16 protein-coding genes and 2 pseudogenes are annotated in these 17,091 nt (G+C 56.0%); 11 read left to right on the top strand and 7 right to left on the bottom strand.

Going from position 1 to position 17,091, the window contains the following annotated elements:
• Both GC127_RS22960 and GC127_RS01135 read left to right on the top strand, forming a co-directional pair.
• On the top strand, window positions 1-341 hold a 341-nt coding region (locus tag GC127_RS22960; protein ID WP_217524457.1), incomplete at its 5' end, for a hypothetical protein.
• 45 nt (window positions 342-386) lie between these two features.
• Window positions 387-950 (top strand): annotated as a pseudogene (locus GC127_RS01135) (MT-A70 family methyltransferase); the annotation flags it as partial.
• Window positions 951-1,208: 258 nt separating this feature from the next.
• On the opposite strand, the gene GC127_RS01130 reads toward GC127_RS01135, so the two are convergent.
• From GC127_RS01130 to GC127_RS01110, 5 genes are all read right to left on the bottom strand, one after another.
• Entirely contained in the window at window positions 1,209-1,916 is a 708-nt protein-coding gene (locus GC127_RS01130; protein WP_081508741.1) for a BglII/BstYI family type II restriction endonuclease, read from the bottom strand.
• 30 nt (window positions 1,917-1,946) lie between these two features.
• A complete protein-coding gene (locus GC127_RS01125; protein WP_081508740.1) occupies window positions 1,947-2,372 on the bottom strand; it encodes a type II toxin-antitoxin system VapC family toxin in 426 nt (141 codons plus the stop codon).
• Between the two features lies 1 nt (window position 2,373).
• Window positions 2,374-3,438, bottom strand: coding sequence for a hypothetical protein (locus tag GC127_RS01120; protein WP_081508739.1), 1,065 nt, complete (start codon window positions 3,436-3,438; stop codon window positions 2,374-2,376).
• 162 nt (window positions 3,439-3,600) lie between these two features.
• Window positions 3,601-4,278, bottom strand: a complete 678-nt coding sequence (locus GC127_RS01115) for a hypothetical protein (protein WP_198385628.1) — start codon at window positions 4,276-4,278, stop codon at window positions 3,601-3,603.
• 42 nt (window positions 4,279-4,320) lie between these two features.
• Window positions 4,321-4,860, bottom strand: coding sequence for a recombinase family protein (locus GC127_RS01110; RefSeq protein ID WP_081508738.1), 540 nt, complete (start codon window positions 4,858-4,860; stop codon window positions 4,321-4,323).
• Window positions 4,861-5,316: 456 nt separating this feature from the next.
• Here GC127_RS01110 and GC127_RS01105 point away from each other — a divergent pair, with 456 nt between their 5' ends.
• Together GC127_RS01105 and GC127_RS01100 are read left to right on the top strand one after the other, a co-directional pair.
• A complete protein-coding gene (locus tag GC127_RS01105; protein WP_087213779.1) occupies window positions 5,317-5,643 on the top strand; it encodes a hypothetical protein in 327 nt (108 codons plus the stop codon).
• 185 nt (window positions 5,644-5,828) lie between these two features.
• Window positions 5,829-6,923 carry an Abi family protein gene (locus GC127_RS01100; RefSeq protein WP_199861152.1) on the top strand — a complete coding sequence of 365 codons (1,095 nt, stop codon included), beginning with the start codon at window positions 5,829-5,831 and terminating at the stop codon, window positions 6,921-6,923.
• A gap of 257 nt (window positions 6,924-7,180) precedes the next feature.
• Here GC127_RS01100 and GC127_RS01095 read toward each other — a convergent pair whose 3' ends face one another.
• Window positions 7,181-8,095, bottom strand: coding sequence for a LysR substrate-binding domain-containing protein (locus GC127_RS01095; RefSeq protein ID WP_081508751.1), 915 nt, complete (start codon window positions 8,093-8,095; stop codon window positions 7,181-7,183).
• 97 nt (window positions 8,096-8,192) lie between these two features.
• Between GC127_RS01095 and GC127_RS01090 the strand changes: the two genes are divergently transcribed.
• The 7 genes and pseudogenes from GC127_RS01090 to GC127_RS01060 form a co-directional block, all read left to right on the top strand.
• On the top strand, window positions 8,193-8,732 hold the full coding sequence (locus GC127_RS01090) for a TRAP transporter small permease (RefSeq protein WP_081508750.1): 540 nt from the start codon (window positions 8,193-8,195) through the stop codon (window positions 8,730-8,732).
• On the top strand, window positions 8,725-10,023 hold the full coding sequence (locus GC127_RS01085; protein ID WP_081508736.1) for a TRAP transporter large permease: 1,299 nt from the start codon (window positions 8,725-8,727) through the stop codon (window positions 10,021-10,023). Before GC127_RS01090 ends, GC127_RS01085 begins: the two co-directional genes overlap by 8 nt.
• Before the next feature lie 31 nt (window positions 10,024-10,054).
• Window positions 10,055-11,047: a TRAP transporter substrate-binding protein DctP gene (dctP, locus tag GC127_RS01080; RefSeq protein WP_081508735.1), complete on the top strand. Its 993-nt coding sequence runs from the start codon at window positions 10,055-10,057 to the stop codon at window positions 11,045-11,047.
• A gap of 340 nt (window positions 11,048-11,387) precedes the next feature.
• Window positions 11,388-12,035, top strand: coding sequence for a Rid family hydrolase (locus GC127_RS22995; RefSeq protein ID WP_302848595.1), 648 nt, complete (start codon window positions 11,388-11,390; stop codon window positions 12,033-12,035).
• 73 nt (window positions 12,036-12,108) lie between these two features.
• On the top strand, window positions 12,109-13,434 hold the full coding sequence (locus GC127_RS01070; RefSeq protein ID WP_081508733.1) for an FAD-binding oxidoreductase: 1,326 nt from the start codon (window positions 12,109-12,111) through the stop codon (window positions 13,432-13,434).
• A gap of 47 nt (window positions 13,435-13,481) precedes the next feature.
• Window positions 13,482-13,913: a RidA family protein gene (locus GC127_RS01065; RefSeq protein ID WP_151976058.1), complete on the top strand. Its 432-nt coding sequence runs from the start codon at window positions 13,482-13,484 to the stop codon at window positions 13,911-13,913.
• Window positions 13,914-13,919: 6 nt separating this feature from the next.
• Window positions 13,920-14,072, top strand: a pseudogene (locus GC127_RS01060) (threonine/serine dehydratase); the annotation flags it as partial.
• 49 nt (window positions 14,073-14,121) lie between these two features.
• Here GC127_RS01060 and GC127_RS01055 read toward each other — a convergent pair.
• Window positions 14,122-17,004: a Tn3 family transposase gene (locus GC127_RS01055; RefSeq protein ID WP_151976057.1), complete on the bottom strand. Its 2,883-nt coding sequence runs from the start codon at window positions 17,002-17,004 to the stop codon at window positions 14,122-14,124.
• Between the last annotated feature and the right edge of the window lie 87 nt (window positions 17,005-17,091).

Raw genomic sequence — 17,091 nt, 5'->3', positions numbered from 1 at the left:
GCCGCAAAACACCTCGGCATAGGCAGATCAACAGCTTACAAGGCGATCAGAAATGCCACGCTGTAAGCCATGTTCAGGCTTCGTTCTCCCTTAGCGTGGTTCTACGAAGAAACCTTCCGATGGGGCCAAAACCAAGCCCGCGCGTACATCAGCTGCATCCGAAAGTTTTCATGCAATATCTGGCGAAGCCGAAAAGCTGGGAACCATTCAAGGCCAACTTGTTGAAAAAATGTGGAAATTTTACAGAGGCATTGCTTAACCAGGGTCCATCCACGGTATTTTGGGGACTAAAATTGCCTTTTCGGGCTAGTCATTCTGGACGTGGCACTATAAAGATCTGATAAAAGATCCTGGAGTGGTATATGTCTAAGAAAAATGCAGATCCGTTGCGCCCAGAAGCACAGCCCCCAGCTCTGCCTAAAGTAGTTGGTGGGTTCTCAACGGTGTTAGCCGACCCTCCTTGGCGTTTTACTAACCGTACCGGCAAAGTAGCCCCGGAGCATCGTCGTCTCGACCGCTATTCGACAATGGACCTCGAGGGGATTAAAGCCCTCCCTGTTTCAGAAGTTTGCGCAAAGAACGCACACCTTTATCTGTGGGTTCCGAACGCACTGTTGCCAGACGGCCTCGCCGTTATGGAGGCTTGGGGGTTCCGTTATATATCAAACATCATATGGGCAAAGCGCCGCAAAGATGGAGGTCCAGATGGTCGCGGAGTGGGGTTCTATTTTCGAAACGTAACTGAGATCCTATTGTTTGGGGTCAAAGGCTCCATGCGGACCCTCGCTCCAGCGAGGTCACAGGTAAATATGATTGAAACCCGCAAGCGTGAGCACTCACGTAAACCAGATGAACAGTACGGCTTGATAGAAGCCTGTTCGCCAGGTCCTTATCTGGAGATGTTTGCCCGCCACCCGCAGAAGGGGTGGACGCTATGGGGAGATGAGGCTTCGGAGGAGGTGGCACCTCGCGGTCAAGTTCATAAAGGGTACGCTGGTGGCGAGATATTCCCTCCGTTACATACCAATGAGCAAATTCCTGAGACAGTAGCGGCTGAAATCGGGCGGGAGATAGGCATTCGTTATGAAGCTGGCGCAAGCATTAGGGATCTCGCCGTAGAAACGGGTTATCCCATTCAAAGGGTAAGATCGTTGCTAGAATTGGTGGAGACACCGATGAGGAAACGCGGACGGCCCGCGGCCGAGTAGTTAAGTAGCCTGATAAGGTGTCCCATCCCATGTGTTCTCGTTCGCAGCCACAATCAATACAGGACAAGATCCCATAACTCCGCGCCTCACTCTCATCTGAGCTTTATCAAAGGCAGTGACGGTTGAGGTTGTAAGGTCGATCGGGAGCTTCTTGGTGCGTTGTTCTTCTGGAAGTGTTTCTTGGTAATCAGCCCACAGTTGGCGGGCCAGTTTTAGAAGTGGTAGCCGGTCTTTAGTGATTATCACGCCAGCTGATATCACTCCCGCTTCGTACCAAGAGCGATATGCTGCCAAATCGCGATCTAAATTGCCATCTTTGGCGTTCCACTCAACGTCTAGAACAACCCTATTCTTAAAGTTATCGACTAGATAACCTTCTTGATACACCTCGGGCAGCTCTCCAATTTTCTCAGAATCTTTAGAAAACAAGAGCCCTTTTGTGGATAGGTCTAATCGAGTTTCTTGCCAGCCTCTTTCGTGAAATGCGGTGTCGATCTGTTCTGCTATATCGCCCCTGTTGCCGCCTGCGCGCAACCAATACTGCGGCTCCAGACGATACGTTGACAGGATACTTATGATGTCCTTCCACTCTTCTGGACAGACAGCGTTCATAACCGCAGATGCTGAGTTTGTTTCCATGAATGACCAGTGATTACGCGCTTCCATGGGCATGACATCTGGATCATCGTAAGTGCTTGTTTCAAACATTCGTATTTCCCAACGACCTCATTTATAGGGTCATGTCTTAACAGGGTTGATAACAGCCAAGTCGCTAAACTTATTCACAAAATCGCGGTCGTTCAATGTGATTAGCGCGACGCCTCTAGCCTTAGCTACAGCACCGATCATAAAATCCGGCAAGACACCGTCCTTCTTCCCTGTCCCCTTGCTACGTCGATACTCCTTGAAAACTTGGCCTGCAGAAAACAGGCATTCATCAGTTGCGCGCAGATCTGAGATACCAAGTTCGTCTAGCGCCAACCTGAGCTCTTCAGCAGAACTCATTCCTGCTGACGCTTCGGCGAAAACGACCTCGGTGATAAATACCATTCCGCTCGATTTGTACTTTTGGAATTCACGCAAAACCGCCGTGTGCGCGTCCTCACCGTCATTAAGAAGTGCTATAAGAGCGGATGTATCCAGGCAGGCTGATGTCGGTTCCAAATCAGCCTCGCATTAGCGACATGAGGTCTGATGAACTCATGGTTGGTTTGATACCACGCTCACGAATATTCGAAAGCGCGCGCACCGACGCCTCTCTAACGAACAGATCAACATCGAAAGCTCTTAATTCGTCGTGGTCGAGAAGTTCATAAGAAGCGTCAAGCCACTCCATTGTGTTCACAACACCCGCTGGGAGGGATTTGGGTGCTCTAGGAAGCTTTTTGTCCACTAAACCGTAGGGGCGTGGATCGTTTGTCTTACCAGTGCTGATAGCCTCTATCGAGCGCGTGAATCTGGCCGGGCCACCTACAGACACATACATTTCTAACAGACGGCCAAGTGCATATGATTTTTCGACGTTTTTACCGCCTGCCAGCGGGGTAAAATCGAACTCATCTAGAGCTTCTCTAATTGAAGATATGGTCAACCGGCGAGCATATCGAAGGTGACAAAGTCGATCCGCTGCTAGGAATGAAGCGTTCATCCACCACCTTTCAATGGTGTCCGCGACTACCGACCTCAAGCCGCCAATCTGATACAAGAAACTCAAATTAGTGCTTAGTTTCCGAGATGTCTGCGCTTTGTACCGCTCGTCTCCATCAAGGAAGGATTGGATGTCGTTGGCGTTGACTTTCGTTACATCCCATTTGTGTGTCTGAGCCAATCTTTCAACGATGTATCGGTTTGACCACAAAGCTGGCCGTCTTTGAAAATGTCGTGCGCCTTGCCATGAACCAACCAGCGAGAGGTTGAAGGCAAAAAGCGCAAGTCGGTCAAAGTGAGCCGAATGCTCGAAGGAAACAGCCTGAAATACCAGCTCATCAAAAGCGATCCAGTCTCCGGTATCATTCGAGTAGTTGAAAAGGAAAAAATTTGCTGGGATGTAAAAATTGATGCCTTGCGCTTCCAAGCGCTCACGGAAGCCGTCGCGTGGAACGTCGTTTTTTGCGTCCCCGAAACCGACCCGAATGGCCTGGTGCAGCTCCGCCAAGCCGCGACCGTCCTTTCCCCAGCCAAAATTCTTTGTGAAACTGCCAGGGTGCCAGTCTTCTGTATAGTCCGGCATGACGCTCCTAGGTTGTGCTTACCTACTTCAACCAGACATTCATGCATTGAACAGCATTCGTCAAACAGGGAAAGTGGTTCTGCCCAGAACATGCGGAGAGCAAACGTGGGGTTTGCCTCTGTCTGTAGCTGAACCCTGTTACACCAAACATCCGCCGCTCACTTAGCTAGCGTTGGGGTCCTCGCGCTGATACTGACAGATCCGCTGCTCAACATTTTTCCGATAAGCACCACTTACGTTTGCTAGTGCTTCTGAAATCACGAACTCGGAAATTTCAATAACCTCAGAACTTGAAAATGACAGTTCCAAACGAATCAAATGTTCGACGAGATAGCCGATTTCATCGGGTTCGATGAAGTTTACAGCGTCAACAGAGAAGTGGCGCTTAATCAGTGGGTCAATGTTTCGGTAGAGGAAAGTAAGTGCTAGATCGCCCGGACAACCGATATCTGGTGCGCAAAAATGTTGAATCGCATTTCTGGCTTTTCGTAGCTTTTCAAAGCTATCCAAGTCTGGAAGGCGCTCCCCATGAACCACCCAAAGCAGCTTTGGCAGGTGCTCCAGATTATAGGTTCGGCCATGCTCAATGATGTGCCTGATGTCCAGCAGCTCTTGCCCAGACTTATCAAGCGAAAAAAGGTCTCGGAAAATTAATAGAGGGTGTGCTTGTGCTATGACAGCTTTTAGAAACAGCTCACCTGCGTGTGCCGCGTCAAGGATGGACATGTTGGCCCAGTGCTCCACCCCAGGCCCATTGAAGATCGCGTGAGTGTTGGCTTGGGTTAGCGCATCTGACGCCATCCTGAAGATACGTTCTGGAATCTCATCAATTTCTGACATCTCTTGCTGCTTTCAAAATCATCAACATGTCCTCGGTAGAACTCAAGCGCGCCGTACTGTCCTCTCGCTGACCTCAAACAAGCGCGCGATTTCCGAAATCGCTCGCTGTTCTTCATCGCGCATACGTCGCACCTCATCCTTCTGGGCGGCTGTAAGGGCAGGGGGCCTGCCGCCGATCCGGCCCCGCTTGCGGGCCGAGGCCAACCCTTCCCTGGTCCGCTCTGAAATCCGTTCCCGCTCGAACTGGGCAATGGAAGCAAAAACATGGAACACAAGACGGCCAGCCGGCGTCGTCGTGTCGATGTCCTCAGCCAGGGACCGGAAGCCGGCTCCGCGCGCGCGGATCGTCTCGACAATCTCCAGCAGGTCTTTCATCGAGCGCGCCAGGCGGTCGTATTTGGTGACGGTCACAACGTCGCCATTGCGGAGTTGGTCCAGCATCCTGTCCAGCTCCGGTCGAGCGCGCTTCGATCCGCTGATCCGGTCCGCGAAAATCTTCCCGGCTCCAGCGTCCGAAAGCGCGTCAGTCTGTGAATCAAGGCTCTGGTCGTCAGTGCTGACGCGGGCATATCCAATGATCATGCCTCACTGTGACAAAAACCTGCCAAAACCGCAAAGGTTTTGCCGGGGGTTTTTGTCATGGCTAAGCGATTGATCCTACTTGGGACAGGGCAGGGCGGCAAAAAGGACCGTATTTGTCCCGCCCGTTTTGACCATAGGTTTTTGTCCAACAGCAGACGTTCGTGGAGAGCGCGGCGAAAGTCGGGAACGAGCCCTTTGCGGACACTCGCGATACGGCTAATGTTCCGGAATGATGCTCTCGAAAATAGCCCTTATCGTCTTTCTTGGATCGTGCGCATTGCATGTAATAATTGCGTTGGCTCTCATACAAGGGATGGGTTCGATGCCGCGAGGTTATGATGCTGAGTGGATGTCCGGACTCTTCCGAGGAAGAAACGGCAGACTCCTCGCAATCGCGGCCTGCAACATGGTAGTAATGTTGATCGGATTGGCCATATTCATGCTGGCCGGAGCCACATGAAATTTTGGCCGCTAACTGCAATCTTCCTGCTATCCGGCTGCTTGGATGAGAACATCGCTGATCATTTTGTAGCTGATGGAAGCGTAGAAAGCCTCACTGTTGTCGCGAGTGAAACGCAGGTCTTTACATGCGTGGTGGAAATCTATCGCGCTCCCCCTGCCGCCGGACCTCCTGAATTAGCACAAAACTTCGAGCCTTGGAGCATCAATCCTCTGACTGAGCGCGTTCATGAGACGGCGATTGAGATACGCGCGCTTGGCAGTGCAGACGAATGCTGGAATAACAAGACCGTTACCCGTATGGGCCGAGACTTGCCTTCTTGAACGACCATGCGGCCGCGCCGCGGGCGGGCTCGGAGAGACCGGACACGGCGCACTCGGGCCGCAGGGAGGGCGAGGAGGACAGGCTCGGGTCGAAGGCCGGTGCAGCCGGCCGGAGACTAGGGCGCGGTCCTGTCCGTTCGTGACCTCGAGCTACTGCACGAGGTCACGAACGGACAGGATGGGCCATGCGGAGAGCGCCCTTGCACTACTGTTCGCAAATGGCCGTTGGGTACAGATACGTTGACATTCATCCGAACAGCACATATCTCTCTCTCAACAACACCCCCCAGGCGACCGGTCGAGAGGCCGAGCTCAATACCGGGGGGTTACTTATTTTTAGGGGTCTGCTCAATACTTTGAAGTTCACGAAGACGCCTTCAAGCATCGAGCAACAACTACAGCTCCTCATCCAGCGTGGTATGGATGTCGGCGATCATGACACTGCAAAGAAGTGGCTTGAGACCGTCGGATACTACAGGCTGAGCGCCTACTGGCTCCCCTTCGAAAAACCTCCAGCAAACGGAAACGCGCGCAGCAAGGTCTTCGAAAGCGGCGCAACTCTCAGCGCAGTAACCGATCTGTATGTCTTCGACCGAAGGTTGCGCGTCCTGGTACTGGAAGCAATCGAACGTGTTGAAGTGCATGTGAGATCGCGCTGGACCTACCATATGGCACATGCTCACGGTGCCCATGCCCATCTGGATCACCGCCTGTTCTCTGGCTTTTTGAACCATGCCGAACAGCTCGTCCGTCTCGCTCGGGCCGTGGAAAAATCCGAAGAAACCTTCATTTTGCACCACAAAGGCAAGTACACGGACCCCTATTCCCCGCCCCTTTGGTCAGCAACCGAATTGATGACGCTTGGCGAGCTCTCGAAGTGGTTCCAGGCAACAAAGGACAATTCAATCAAGTCGCGGGTGGGACGTGATCTGGGCTTGCCAACCAAAGAGATCGTAGAGGGCACTCTACAAGTGTTGGCGTTGACCAGAAACATCTGCGCACATCACGGACGGCTGTGGAACCGTAGGACGGTCAAACGACTGCCCAAGATCAAGCGTTTCAAGAATGACTTGGTACTGGTGACCGAGGGCGAGCAAGAAGAGAACGACAATCGGCTCTACAACATATTGGTCGTTCTGCTTCACATGATGGACAAGCAGGCGACGGACAGCACTTGGCGAGATCGGCTGCGGAGTCTGATCGAAGCACAATCAGATTCCGACCGCGCAAAAATGGGTTTCCCAACTGATTGGCGTACACGACCGGTCTGGAACGCATAAACAGCCAAGGTCAAAACGCCCGTCGCGAAGGGACGAACGTCAAACTGAGCTGATGCTGCCTCCGTGCGGCGGTTTGTTCGCAAGCTCGATCTCCTGAATGTAGCGGACCGGATCGACGTTCTCACTGCTGCTCTGACGGCGTGCGTGGTAATGGCGCTGCCGTGCCGAACTCGTCCCATAGTGCGCCCTTTCATTCAAGCGAATGGATCGCATCATCAAATCGTGGGCTCAAAACACCTAGTCTGAGCCATGTCGGTTTAGTGCCAGTCCTTGATCAGGTCAGAAAGCGCGCCTTTAAGTTCTTTCCCGAATGCCTCGGCTACAAGGGAAGGTGGCCTGTAGGTAGGTGTCAGCACCACGAGAGGCAACTCGATCTTGGGTCGGAACGGGCGGAATACCACTTTAGCACCGTTCAGCACGTGATAGCTCGCGGCGGTCACTGGATCACAAATCGACACGCACAGACCTTCCGCCACCAATTGCAATCCCGCCGCGAAAGTCAGCGTCTCGAAACGTTGTATCGGCAGCACCCCGGCTTCCTCGAAAGCTGTCAGCATGTCGCGGCAGGTTCGATGTTCGGAAAAGAGCAGGGCCAGCGGATGCCCCGCCAGATCCGGCGGGCTGATGAATTCTTTCTGTGCTAGAGGGCTGCCTGCCGGCAGCGCGCAGGCACACGGCATGGCGAAGGCGCAGGTGTCGAGCGTTCCGCGCGGTGTGATCGGCGCTTCGGCTAGTCCGATGTCGTATTGCTGCGATGCCACCGATTCCTCGACAACCTTCGACGAGCGCGTCATCAGCGACACTTTTAAGCGGGGCCGGTCGCGAACAAATTGCGCGACGACCTTGGGCATGAAGTAAATCGAGGTCGCGGGCGTGCAGACGATACGCAACTGGCCTTCCTCGAAATTGCCGATCTGCCGCATGGTCAGCGCCGTCTGGGCAAGGCGACCGAGAATATAATCGGCCTCCTCATAAAAATAATGAGCTTCGGGTCGCGGGACCAGTCGACCGCGATCCCGCTCGAAAAGCCGAAAACCCATTTGAGACTCGAGACTCGCAATCATAGCGCTTACTGCCGGCTGCGTTCGGCCGAGGGAGCGTGCAGCCTCAGAAAGTGAGTTTGCCCTCATCACCTCGCGAAATGTCTGTAGCTGGCGGAAGGATAGGTTCACGAACGCCTCCAATAAAGCGAATCTATGGACTTCAAGATATTTCAAATTGGACGTTATGCACTGGCTTTGACAAGAGGGCATGTACTGGAGGAAGCCGATGGAACAACTGATACGAGTAAGCCTCACGACCCTGATTGGCCTGGTGGCCCTCGGCCAGTTCGTGCAGGTCATCACCCGCTACATTCTCCAAGTCCCGGTGATGGGGCTCGAGGAAACAATACTCTACCCGACGATTTGGCTCTACATGCTCGGAGCGGTCAACGCTTCGCGCGAGAATACTCAGATCCGCGCGAACGTGCTCGAGATCTTCATCAAGACCGCTCGGGGCCACGCGCTACTCGCAATCGTCGGGGAAGTGCTCAGCCTCACGGTGATCACATGGCTCAGTTGGTGGGCCTGGGATTACACCAGCTACTCATTGCGGGTCTGGCGGGAAAGCCCGACCCTCTACATTCCAACATTTTATACAGACGTCGCGCTGATGATCGCCCTCGTCTTGATGGCTGTCTACACGATCTGGCACCTCTACAGAAACATCCGAGCGCTGGCAGCCGGGAACTACAGCGGGCTCGACACCCACGAGGCCGACTATCAAGCCATCGCGGTCGACAGCTCGGAGGAGAAGCTCCATGGTTGAAATCGCACTCCTTGCTATCGCAGTGCTCGTCGTCTTGCTGACCTTCGGCGTTCCCCTGCCCTGGTGCTTCGGTGCTGCCCTCATGGTGATGAGCCTAGTTGGCGGCGTTACCATGAAGGGAAACATCCTTTGGGGTATGCAGCAATTGAGCAATCCAATTCTGCTCGCGATTCCCTTGTTCGTGCTCGCCGGCACAATCATGAGCGCGAGCGGAATCGCGGCAAGCCTCCTGCGCTTCGTAAACGTCTTTATCGGCCACATCCGCGGCGGGCTAGGTGTAGTAGCCACCATGAGCTGCGCGGTCATTGGCGCGATCTCCGGCTCTGGGTTCACGGGTGTGGCCGCGATCGGACCGCTTCTGATCCCAGAGATGGAGCGCCGCGGCTACCCGCGGGAATACGCAACTGCCCTCATTACCAATAGTTCGGTCCTTGGGCTCCTGATCCCGCCGAGCGTCACGATGATTGTTTATGGCTGGGTTACCGACACGTCGATACTTGCCTGCTTTCTCGCTACGCTCGGCCCTGGATTGTTCATCACCCTGAATTTCAGTGTGATCAACCTGTGGATGGCACGCAAATTCCCGCTGGTGTTGGATGAAAAGCCCTCGCTGGCCGCGTTTTCTGGAGAAGCTACGCGCCGCGGCATCCACGCCTTTCCCGCCTTGCTCATGCCAGTGATCATCCTCGGCGGCATCTACGGCGGGATCATGACACCGACCGAAGCGGCTGCGGTCGCCGTGATCTACGCCGTGCCGGTCGGCTTCCTGATCTATCGCGGATTGACCTGGAGCAACTTCCTCGAGGCGGGCCGGGAAGCTGCAACCTCGGTCGGAACGATCATGGTGATGATCCTCTTTTCAATGATCCTCAGCCAGATATTCGTAGTAGAAGGCGTCCCGCAGGCCCTCGTCGAAGGGATATTCGAAATCACCGAGAACAAGCTGCTGCTGCTGATCCTCGTGAACTTGCTACTTTTCCTCGTGGGCATGATTGTGAATGACATCACCGCGATCATCCTGCTCGCGCCACTGCTCCTGCCACTGATGTCCGCCATTGAGGTAAGCCCGGTTCAATTTGCGGCAATCATGGGTGTGAATACTGCCATGGGTGGTGTGACCCCACCCTACGCGTCGATCCTCTATCTCGGCGCCCGCGTTGGCAACGTTAAGGTCACGAAAGTGATCCCGCCGGCCATGCTTTTCCTCGCACTTGGATACGTGCCGGTCGTGTTCCTGACCGCCTTCTGGCCAGACCTCTCCCTCTCTCTGCCCCGCTTCTTTGGCTACTAACCATGAAAAACCGCAACAAGGAGGAATCCCTATGAGAAACTATCTTCTCGGCTCGGCTGCATTGGCTGCGCTACTTACTCTCGCACCTGCGACGAAGGCCGAAGAGCTCAAGCTAGGTCACATTCGCCCCCAGGCGTCAAGCGTTCACCAGGAGCTTACTGAGTTTGCCGAGGCCGTGGCGCAGACGACAGGAGGCGAAACCACGATCCAGCTTTATCCGGCCAGCGCCCTCGGCGACTATACGGTGGTTCAGGAACGCGTCTCGATTGGCGCCATCGAAATGGCGCTTCAGCCCCCTGCTACGGGCTTGGATCGGAGAATGCAGCTCTCTGTGATGCCGTACCTGGTGGAAGATTGGGAGGCAGCCAAAAAGGCCTTCGGGCCCGGCGGCCCGATCAGCACCGAGATGACCAAGCTCTACGCCGAGCAGGATATTACCGTTCTCGGCGCCTACCCAGTATATTTCGGGGGCATCGCCCTGAATCGCGATGCGATCGAGCCTGGGAATCCCGACGCCAAGAAGGGCATCAAGCTCCGGGTTCCGCCGATCAGAAGCTACCAACTGCTCGGTGAGGCCATTGGATACATCTCGACGCCGATTCCGTTTTCCGAGGCCTTCACAGCCATCCAGACCGGAGTAGTTGACGGCGTGCTCGGTGCAGGGGCGGAGGGGTACTACGCCTCCTTCCGCGATGTGACTCAGAGCTATATCCCAGCCAACACGCATTTCGAGGTCTGGTACCTGCTCATCAATACCGGTGTGCTGGAAGGGCTCGAGGACACCGCCCGTGCCAACCTAGAGACGGCGGCTGCAGAGTTCGTGGCGAAGCGCTGGGAAGTAGCGCCGACCGAGCAGAAAACTTTCGAGCAGCGGCTTGCCCAGGCCGGCGCCACTATCAACGAGTTGACGTCGGAGGAGCTTTCCGCTCTCGCCACCTCGGTCCGTGAGAAGGTCTGGCCCGAGGTCGTCAACGACATAGGTGCAGACTTCGCGCAGCCGATCCTCGATCAGCTCGCAAAGTAGCGGCCAATAGCGGGGGCGGTGCCCGACCGCCCCCTCTTCTTCTCCCTGTTTGACTGGACCAGGATCATGGATGCCCATTTCACAATCATCGGCGGCGGCGGCGGCTTGTCGATTGCCTGGGGCCTCGCGCACCACCGGCATCGGGTAATTGTCCTTGACGCAGGTGCCCTTGATTTCCGGGATTCGCGCGGCAACTTCGGCCTCGTATGGGGGCAGGGCAAGGGCTGCCGAGTTGCGAGCGCGACCCTTTCTCGACGTCGCCTATTCGCCCGCGGAGGCAAAACTGACTCCCGCAGACGACACCATAGTCTGCTGCTGCGAATAGGTCACCGCCGGCACGATCCCTGGATTTGCACGTCTCGGATGCCTCGGGCCGAACCAGACGAAGGCTTTCGGCCGCGCCGGAATGGGTCCTTGTCAGGGCAGGTATTGCGGCTTGACGGTCAATGACCTCCTGTCCGCGGCCAACTCGTCGGAGCCAGAGGTCACCGGATACTACCGCTTCCGGCCTCCTTTCAAGCCGGTGACCTTGGGTGAGTTGGCCGGGCTTGTGGACGATGCCGCCGGATCCCAAGCAGCCCCCTCTCAAATGATTTCTCGCGAGGCACGCTCTCGTACCCAAGCCAAGAAAGGACAAACAATGATTAAACGCATCGAGAAGACCAAGATCATGCACCGGGTCGTTGAACACAGTGGCGTTGTTTATCTGGGCGGCGTGATTGCCGACGAGGTCAATGGCACATCGATGCGGGCCCAGGTAACTGAGGTCTGCGGAAAGATTGAGAAGCTACTGTCTGACGCTGGAAGTGACAAAAGCAAGCTTCTTTCCGCGACTGTGTTTATCACGGACATGAGCCAGAAGGCGGAATTGAACGATGTATGGACCTCCTGGCTGCCGGCTGAAGATCTACCCTGCCGCGCGACAATCGGCGTGTCCGACCTGGGACAGAATGTCCTGATTGAAATCGTGGTGACTGCGGCCGCATAGGCTCCGCACATTCCCGAAAGTACTGAGACGGCAGTTGAGCGGCGCGGTGCGCGCCCGCCATGGGGAGAGTATTATGAATTCAAACGATAAGACAGTAGGGGTCATTGGTGCCGGTATCGTTGGCGTTTGCACCGCGCTGACGCTTCAACGTCAAGGGTTCAAGGTTACCATTATCGACCCTAACCCTGCAGGCGAAGGCGCCTCGTTCGGTAATGCCGGGTGTTTCAACGGATCTTCCGTTGTGCCCATGTCTATGCCGGGAATGATTACCAGTGTGCCGAAGTGGCTCCTTGACCCGATGGGTCCGCTGTCTATTCGCCTTGGCTACTTTCACAAAATCACACCCTGGCTGGTCCAGTTCTTGCTTGCAGGGCAACCGGCCAAGGTCGAGGAGCAGGCGCGAGCTCTGCGCAGCTTGATCGGAAACACCGTTCCTCTGATTACGTCCTTGGCGAAAGAGGCTGGTGCAGAGCATCTGCTTCGGCACGAAGGCCACCTCTATGTGTATCGTACAGAGGCGCAGTTTGCGAAGGATCAGGGTGGTTGGGAACTGCGTCGCAGCAATGGTGTGACTTCAAACATTCTCAACGCAGACGAACTCCGGGACTTTGACCCCAACCTGTCCCGCGCTTTCACCAAGGGCATCTTGATCAAAGAGAACGGGCATACCACCAACCCGCACGAACTGGTCACATTGCTCTTCAAGAAAGTGATCGCCAATGGCGGCATTTTGGTGTCCAGCCGTGTGACCGGCTTTGAAGTCAACGGACAGATCCTGAGCGCCGTCGAAACGGAAAACGGAAAAGTAAACCTTGACGCAGCGGTAATTGCGGCCGGCGCTCATTCAAAGCCACTCGCCGCCTTGCTGGGAGACAATGTGCCGCTTGATACCGAGCGGGGGTATCACATCGTGATCCGCGACCCAGAGGTTCAGCCACGCATTCCGACCACGGACGCAGTCGGAAAATTCATAGCGACCCCGATGGAAACGGGCCTCCGGATCGGTGGGACTGTTGAGTTCGCCGGCTTGGACGCGGCACCGAACTGGAAGCGAGCTGATGTTCTCTACGATCACGCCCGTGCTCTTCTTCCCGCAATCGCCTCGGTGAGGCCGGAGGACCGCTACACGAAATGGATGGGTTATCGCCCGAGCGTGCCGGACTCACTCCCAGTCATCGGTTACGCGCGTCGCACGCCAAATGTCGTCTATGCATTTGGCCACGGGCATTTGGGAATGACCGGAGCGCCAATGACGGCGATGCTCGTCTCTGAGCTTATCTCCGGGATGAAACCATCCATCGATCTCTCCCCATTCTCTCCTTCGCGTTTTTCAAAGGCCGGGAAGAAGAGCTCGGGAAGCAAGTTCCTGAAGTCTCCCGCGAGCAAAAACTCGGTGTGAGCGGCTAGTTCGCCCACGATCCCTACCAGAAACACCTGAGGACAATCATGACCAAAATAGAGTCCATTTTCACGCAGAACGCGCCTGAACCTCTAGGACATTACAGCCATGCTGTAAGAGCTAATGGCCTGATCCACGTTTCGGGCCAGCTTCCGATCAAGGCGGGCGATCAAAATATTGCTTCAAGCCTGCCCTTCGAAGAGCAGGCGCACCTGGTCTTGCGTAATCTGCTGTCTATTCTGGATGCAGCAGGCGCTGGTTCCCGCGACGTGGTGAAGGTTACAGCCTACATCGTCGGGGTAGGGCAGTGGGGTATATTCAACGCTGCTTTTGCTGAAGCCTTTGGTGACGTGCGCCCGGCGCGCTCAGTTGTTCCCGTGCCGGAACTTCACCATGGATTTCTGATCGAACTGGACGCTGTCGCGCTCGATCCCCACGCGCCATCCGGAAGCAAGGAAAAACCTGAGCGAACGGAGTAAGTATAGATGCTGATTCCAGAATATAGGGACATGCTGGCCGCGCATAAGCGCATCCAGCCTTATATCCGACGCACGCCGGTGCGAGTCTCGGAGTATCTGAACGAGCTGACCGGCGCGCAGCTGTTCTTCAAGTGCGAGAACTTCCAGGAGCCGGGGGCTTTGGGGTCTGATGCCGGAGAGTGCAGAATCCTACGCTAAGGTGGTTTGATCATCTTTTGGGCCACCTGTATTCGCCAGTGAGCAGGATGTGGGCCCATCCGAGTGGTGAGATGTGCGCCAGCAGGTCGGGTGAGCAATTCAATCCATTGCGGCGGCGGCTGGCGACAGCCTGACCGAGGTGTTTGGTGTTCCAGAAAATGATGATGGCAGTAAGCAGGTTCAGCCCGGTCATCCTGAAATGCTGCCCTTCACTTGTCCGGTCGCGAATTTCACCCTGGCGCCCGATGCGCAGAGCGTTCTTGAGGGCGTGATGGGCTTCTCCTTTGTTCAGGCCGATCTGGGTGCGACGTTGCATATCGGCGTCCAGCAGCCAGTCGATGATGAACAGCGACCGTTCGACCCGTCCGATTTCTCGTAGCGCGACGGCCAACTCATGCTGCCGGGGATATGCAGAGAATTTTCGCAAAAGTTGGCTCGGAGGCATTGCGCCCGCCACCATGGTAGCCGCGCTGCGCAGGATATCTGACCAGTTTGAGCTGATGACGGGTTCCCTGACCCTGCCGCCGATCAACCCCTTCAGTTCTTTTGGGCAAGCTGACGGATCGAAAAGGTAAAGGCGCTTGGATGGCAGATCCCGGATGCGGGGGATGAATTGAAAGCCCAGAAGGGCGGTGACGGCGAAGACGTGGTCGGTGAAGCCGCCGGTGTCGGCATACTGTTCGCGGATTCTCTGGCCTGCGTCGGTCATCAACAAACCGTCCAGAATGTAGGGCGCTTCGTTCACCGTGGCCGGGATGGTCTGGGTGGCGAAGGGTCCGAACTGGTCGGAGACATGGGTGTAGGCTTTCAACCCGGGTTCATGGCCGTATTTGGCGTTGATCAGGTTCATCGCTTCGCCCTGGCGCGTGGTGGGGAAGAATTGCCCATCACTGGACGCGCTGGTGCCACCGCCCCAGAACCGGGCCATTGGTAAGGCGCTCTGGCCTTCGATCACCATGGCCAGGGCGCGCGCCATCGCCTCGCTTTCGACATGCCACCGCGACAAGCGCGACAGTTGGAAATAGTCGTGGGTGTTTGTGGCCCCGGCCATTTTGCTGAGCCCGAGGTTCAACCCTTCAGCCAGCAGTACATTCAGCATACCGACCCTGTCCTTACACGGGACGCCCGTGCGCAGATGGGTGAAGGCTTCAGTAAAGCCGATCTCGTCATCCACTTCGAGCAGCAGGTCGGTGATCCTGATCTCTGGCAGGCGTTTGTAAAGATCGAGCACCATGGCGTCGGCCTCTTCGGGAACATCGGCAGTCAAGCGGTCGATCTTGAGCACGCCGTCTTCGATAGAACCTCCCGGAATGGCACCGGCCCTGGCGGAGCGGGCCAATCGCTGCAAGCCGTCAGCCAAACGAGATTTACGATCTGCCAGCCAGATTTCCGGTTCATATGGCATGGCCATTCTTGGCGTTGCCCTGGCAACTTCGGCTGGAACCAGCGCGTCCTTGAGGTCGCCATACCTGCGGGAATGGGCAAGCCAGATGTCGCCAGATCTGAAAGCGTCGCGCAAGTGGCACAAGACAGCGACCTCCCAGAGGCGGTGCCCGTCGTCTTTATTCAGGTGCTGATGCCATTTTGAGGCGCGGCGCAGAAAGGCCCGCGGGCGGTCGCCGGTGGTTTCCGTTCCCGCGACGATAGAGGTAGCGGCGAGTAACGGTTCGGCCACCGGTGCGGCCTGAATATCGAGCGCCCGCAGCATGCGCGGTGCATAACGTCGGAAGCGATGATACCCGTGAACAACATGTGCCAGCGGATCGGCAGCCAATGTGTCGGTGAGTTGAGCAGCGGTGGTGACGAGCCCCCTGAGCGACAACCAGCCACCTGCGTTTTGAACGGCATCGATGAGGGGCGATTGATCTTCATGTGCCTCCAGCAGCGCTGATCCAAAATTAGAGAAGCCCTGCAAGGTGTCCTTCAAGGCGGCCTTGGCATCATCTGCCCGGGCATCGCATGCGCGTTTCGCCTCGCGCCATGTTTTCCCGACAATACGGTCATGGGTTTCGACCACTGCATCGGCAATGGCACTACGCCATTCCAAAGCGCAGACTGCGACGATGGCAAGGCGGCGGTCGCTCGAGATATCCCGCAGATCACCGGCGAAATATCGTTCACCTTGCCGTCGAAGGCGCGCGATGCGGTGGGGATGCACACCGGACAGGATGGAAGCATCCACAGTCATGCCCTGCAAGAACTCCAACCTATCGAGCAGGCGGTTCATGTCGGCCGAGTTCTGGCCCACCTCAAACTGGCGCAGCCAGACGAAGCGGGTGACAGAGCTGTCTGCGGTTTCCGTCAGCAGGGCATCAAGTCGGCGGCGCATCGCATCGTCCAGCCGTTCGGCAATCCGAGCGTCGATCCGTCGCTCTGCAGCGACGAGAGCATCCGCGCAAAGGCGTTCGATAACCGTGATCCCCGGTAGAATGGTCTGGGTCGCCCGGCACTGTTCCACGAAGCGTCGCGCCAAATCCTCATTTGACCGGGCGGTTTCGGCTGTCCTCTCCAACCAAGCCTTCAGATCGCGCGATCCTCGGCCGGTGAACATCTTGTAACCATAGAAATCACGCAGGGCAGCCAGATGTTCATGACGCGTTTCCTCACGGCTTGCATATCCCGCCAGATCCTCCGCTGTCAGCCCAAGCTGCGCTGCCAGAAACCGCGTGACTTCCAGTGGAATGACCTCACCCGGGCTTAGCAAGCGACCGGGGTAGCGCAGCACGCAAAGCTGGAGAGCGAACCCAAAACGATTGTGGGGGCGACGACGGGCGCGGATGATTTCCAGATCGTCATCCGCAAGGGTGTAGTGGCGCAACATCGCCGTTTCATTGGTTGGAAGGTCAAGAAGCGCTGAGCGCTGGCGCTCGGTGAGGATGGTGCGATGCGCCATGTATCTTTTGCTTTCTTGTCATGGTTTATTTATTGTTGATTAAGATAGTGAATAAGGAATTATTCTCATGGCTGAAAGCATGTCACT

Source organism: Roseovarius sp. EC-HK134 (genome assembly GCF_902498815.1).
GTDB lineage: Bacteria > Pseudomonadota > Alphaproteobacteria > Rhodobacterales > Rhodobacteraceae > Roseovarius > Roseovarius mucosus_A.
Note: the sequence above shows the minus strand (reverse complement) of the source record. Positions and strands in the feature narration are given on the sequence as shown.

What these genes read in the sequence shown, in the direction of transcription:
- GC127_RS01130 (WP_081508741.1), bottom strand. Translation starts at nt 1,916, where the DNA reads ATGTTTGAAACAAGCACTTACGATGATCCAGATGTCATGCCCATGGAA.
- GC127_RS01120 (WP_081508739.1), bottom strand. Translation starts at nt 3,438, where the DNA reads ATGCCGGACTATACAGAAGACTGGCACCCTGGCAGTTTCACAAAGAAT.
- GC127_RS01115 (WP_198385628.1), bottom strand. Translation starts at nt 4,278, where the DNA reads ATGTCAGAAATTGATGAGATTCCAGAACGTATCTTCAGGATGGCGTCA.
- GC127_RS01110 (WP_081508738.1), bottom strand. Translation starts at nt 4,860, where the DNA reads ATGATCATTGGATATGCCCGCGTCAGCACTGACGACCAGAGCCTTGAT.
- GC127_RS01105 (WP_087213779.1), top strand. Translation starts at nt 5,317, where the DNA reads ATGAAATTTTGGCCGCTAACTGCAATCTTCCTGCTATCCGGCTGCTTG.
- GC127_RS01100 (WP_199861152.1), top strand. Translation starts at nt 5,829, where the DNA reads ATGCGGAGAGCGCCCTTGCACTACTGTTCGCAAATGGCCGTTGGGTAC.
- GC127_RS01090 (WP_081508750.1), top strand. Translation starts at nt 8,193, where the DNA reads ATGGAACAACTGATACGAGTAAGCCTCACGACCCTGATTGGCCTGGTG.
- GC127_RS01085 (WP_081508736.1), top strand. Translation starts at nt 8,725, where the DNA reads ATGGTTGAAATCGCACTCCTTGCTATCGCAGTGCTCGTCGTCTTGCTG.
- dctP (WP_081508735.1), top strand. Translation starts at nt 10,055, where the DNA reads ATGAGAAACTATCTTCTCGGCTCGGCTGCATTGGCTGCGCTACTTACT.
- GC127_RS01070 (WP_081508733.1), top strand. Translation starts at nt 12,109, where the DNA reads ATGAATTCAAACGATAAGACAGTAGGGGTCATTGGTGCCGGTATCGTT.
- GC127_RS01065 (WP_151976058.1), top strand. Translation starts at nt 13,482, where the DNA reads ATGACCAAAATAGAGTCCATTTTCACGCAGAACGCGCCTGAACCTCTA.
- GC127_RS01055 (WP_151976057.1), bottom strand. Translation starts at nt 17,004, where the DNA reads ATGGCGCATCGCACCATCCTCACCGAGCGCCAGCGCTCAGCGCTTCTT.